This window comes from Nonomuraea longispora, from assembly GCF_004348345.1.
In the GTDB taxonomy this organism is placed as follows: domain Bacteria; phylum Actinomycetota; class Actinomycetes; order Streptosporangiales; family Streptosporangiaceae; genus Nonomuraea; species Nonomuraea longispora.
The window spans coordinates 1-3527 of record NZ_SMJZ01000371.1 but is presented as its reverse complement, the minus strand read 5'-3'; the positions used below and the strand labels follow the sequence as shown (position 1 = coordinate 3527).

Here is a 3527-nt window from a genome sequence, read left to right as displayed (position 1 = left end):
CCCCGTCCCACCCGCGACGGAGACGCCTGTCCGCTCCTGAGCGCGCCGTACGGACCTCGGCGGGGCCAGACGGGGTCTCGGGCGCGCGGTGCCCGTCCGAGCGGTGTGTGCCCGTCTCTCAGCTCTGCGTGTCCGGGTCCCAGCCCGCTGGTCCCAGCCTGCTCGTCCAGGCCTCGGCGGGGCGTGCACAGGCCCGCCCCGCCGAGGCCGGGGTCAGAGGCCGCAGAGCTCGTCGAGGGACTTGGCGTCGCCTCCCTTGCCCTTCTGGCTGTTCCTGGTGGGCGTCTGCGTCGGCTGCGCGGCGCGGGTCTTCGTCGGGCTGGACGTGGCGGTCGGCGAGGAGTCCACGTGAGCCGTCTGCGCCTGCTTGGCCGGCCGGAGCGAGACGGCGATCGCCTTGCGCGACGCGGTACGGATCTTCGCCCAGTCGGGGTTGCCCGGCCAGAACTGCGGTGGTACGAACTGCAGGCTGGTGATCTTGGCGTCCTTGACCTTGACGGCCAGCTCCACCAGCGGTTGCACGAGGTGCTGCGGGATGTTGGTGCGCGCCAGCCGCTTGGCCGCACCGGCGATCTTGGTGAAGTTGGTGAGGATCACGGCCGGGGTGGCCTGCTGGGCGAAGGCGCCGATGACGCAGCGCTGGCGGCCCATGCGGGAGAAGTCGTCGCTGTTGACGCGGGAGCGGCCGTACCAGAGGGCCTCCTCGCCGCTGAGCCGCCGGTAGCCGGCTTTGATCGTGCCCGCCGTGCCGTAGAGGCCGCCCCACTTGACGTCCTGCTCGACCCGGATCTTGAGGCCGCCGATGGCGTCGACGAGGTCCGCGAAGCCGTACATGTTCATCATCGCGTAGTAGTCGATCTTGAGGCCGAGCGTGTGGCCGATGGCGTCCATGAGGGCTCGCGGGCCCTTGTTCTTGCCGCCCATGACCTCCGGGTGGTCGTTGGCGTACTGCCACACCTCGTTGAGCAGGCCGCCGTTCGGCAACTCGGCCCGGAAGCCGCTCGGGAACTGGTCGTGCAGCGGCGACGAGGAAGGGAAGCGCACGTGCTGCAGATTGCGCGGCAGGCTGAACAGGATCGTGGCGCCGCTCTTGATGTCCACGCTGGCCACCGTCATGCTGTCGGTCCGCACACCGGTACGGTTGCTCGCCGCGTCGCCGCCGATCAGCAGGAAGTTGACCCGGCCCTTGCCGTGCCAGGGGTCCTCGCCCTCCTTGGCCGCGGGCGGCACGTCGGAGTCGGACGACGACGGGAAGATGCCCTTGAGCGTGTTGCGGAAGGTCATCACGGTGTTCGCGGTCAGGGCGAACGGCGACATGACCGCCACGCACAGCACGCCGACCACGATGCCGGTGATCATCTGGCCCTGCTGGTTGAGCCTGCTGGGGTTGAGGACGACGTACGAGGTGACGAGCAACGCGAACCACGCCAGCGCGCCGATCGCGGCGAGGACCGTGATCGTCACGAGCATGCCGTCGCCGACCAGCGCGGCCGCGTTCCCCAGGTTCCCGGCGATGCTGAGCCCGTAGATCAGGCCGGCGAGCAGCAGCACCGCGTACACGCTGACGAGCACCAGCCCGATACGGCGCTGCCCGGCCCGCAGGTGTGCGGCGCCGGGCACGATGGCGGACAGCGCGGTCCACCCGAGGACGGAGGCGGGGGTCAGCGGCTTCGCGAAACGGGGCGGGGCGTTGCGCGGTGTGGCAGTGCGCGGTGGGGAGTTGCGCGGCGTGGGGCCGGAACCTGAACCGGAGCCGGAAGGGGAACCGGAGCGAGGGCCGGCGCCGCGTGGGGACGCGCCGCGGGGAGACGCCCCGCGCCGGGACGTGTCGCGCGGAGATGCTTCCCGTGGGGATGTGTCACGGGAGGACGTGTCGCGCGGGGACGCTTCTCGCGGAGATCGGTCGCGCGGGGCTCTGTCGCGAGGAGACGCGTCCCGCGGGGCTCTGTCGCGTGGAGGCGTGTCGCGAGGAGACGCGTCTCGCGGGGATCGGTCGCGAGGAGGAGCGTCGTGAGGAGGCGTGTCGCGCGGCGGTGTGTCACGTGGAGGCGTGTCACGGGGGGATGGGGGACGCTGGGAAGCAGGGCGTGGACGGCGAGTGGGGCGCCGCTTCCTGCCTCCTGGCACGTTCTCTTCCCCATCCCGATTGCGCACACCCGGCTCCCTAATACGCCTACCAGGCAAAACTGACGTTTGCCCCCTATTGGGCACAAGATTGCCAGGATTCTAGTCCCCATACTCGGACAACAACGACATGTGCCCAACATGAGATGAACTTTGCCTTGACTTCAGGAGGTCGTAGAGGCCGACGCCAGCCACGTGTTGCACTGGTACGCCTTGCTCTTCGTCCAGCCCTGCCTGAACCACCGGTTGTTGTTGACCGGCTTGCCGTGGTCGCGCGGATAGCCCGGGTGGTCGCCCACCTGGCCGTAGAACCAGAACAGCCGGCTCCGGTTGGACGTGCTCACCGGGTACGAGCTCGCGACCGAGCGCATCCACATGCCGCCGAAGCACGTGGCCTGCAGTTCCAGCCGCCGGCTCAGGGCGAGCTTGGCGTTCCTGTTGGAGGTGTCCAGGGTGGAGCGCCACCACGAGTTCATCAGCCCCGTGATGTTCTGCACGTGGTGTCCGTACTCGTGGGCCATCATGCTGATGATCCCGCCGTGCCAGGAGATGATCTGGCCGTAGCCGCGGGCGTTGCCGTTGCCCCTCGACATGGCAGAGGTGGAGGCGTAGATCGTGTTGTTCTGCGGGCAGTAGTACGGCACGATGTTGCCCGGCTGCGGGTAGTCACCGCACGCGCCCCTGCCCCGCCTGGCGGCGATGGCGTAGCTCGGCGGGCTGAACCTGATGCCCTGCTTCTCCAGGATGGGCTTCCACGCCCGGTCCATGCACTTGCCGGTCTTGAGGATCAGCGACTTGAGCTGGCTGTGGTTGAAGATGCTGGCGTTGCCCGCCGGGCACCTGAGCCTCGGCAGGATGCCCGCGCGGTACACCGAGTTGTTCTTCAGACTGGTGTTGACCGTCTGCCGCGGCTCCTGCTCGGGCTCCTCCGTCTCCCGCTCCGTCGGCCGGCTCGTGGGCTCGCCGGTCGACGGCTCCTCGGTCGGCTCCTCGGTCGGCTCCTCGGTCGGCTCCTCGGTCGGCTCCTCGGTCGGTTCCTCCGTCCGCGTGCGCTCGGGCAACGGTTCGTCGTCGTCGGTGGCGCGTTCCGAAGGCTCGTACGTCGGGATCGCGATCGGTCTCGAGGTCTCCGACCGTGACGCGCCCTTGAAGAACGCCGCCCCCACGACGATCAGTACGAACAGCGCCGCCACCGAGCCCAGCACGGCCCCGATCACCCCGATGGCCCCCATGCCCGACTTCTTGGGCGGTGGCGGATGCGGCCAGCGCAGCGTCGGCGGCAGCGGTGGCGGGGGAGGAGGGGGCTGCTGCCGGTGTGGCGGCTGCCCGTGCGGTGGCTGCTGCCCGTACTGCGGGCCGCCCTGCGGCGGATACTGCGGGTGCCCCTGGGGGTACCCGGGCCT

The 3527-nt window shown here is 69.8% G+C and carries 2 protein-coding genes; both read right to left on the bottom strand.

Annotation, left to right across the window (positions count from 1 at the left end; genetic code table 11):
* Positions 1 to 213: 213 nt before the first annotated feature.
* Positions 214 to 1620, bottom strand: coding sequence for an LCP family protein (locus E1267_RS43080; RefSeq protein ID WP_246064728.1), 1407 nt, complete (start codon positions 1618 to 1620; stop codon positions 214 to 216).
* A 668-nt stretch (positions 1621 to 2288) separates the two neighbouring features.
* Positions 2289 to 3527: neutral zinc metallopeptidase (locus E1267_RS43075; RefSeq protein ID WP_246064727.1), on the bottom strand; the 1239-nt coding region annotated here is incomplete at its 5' end.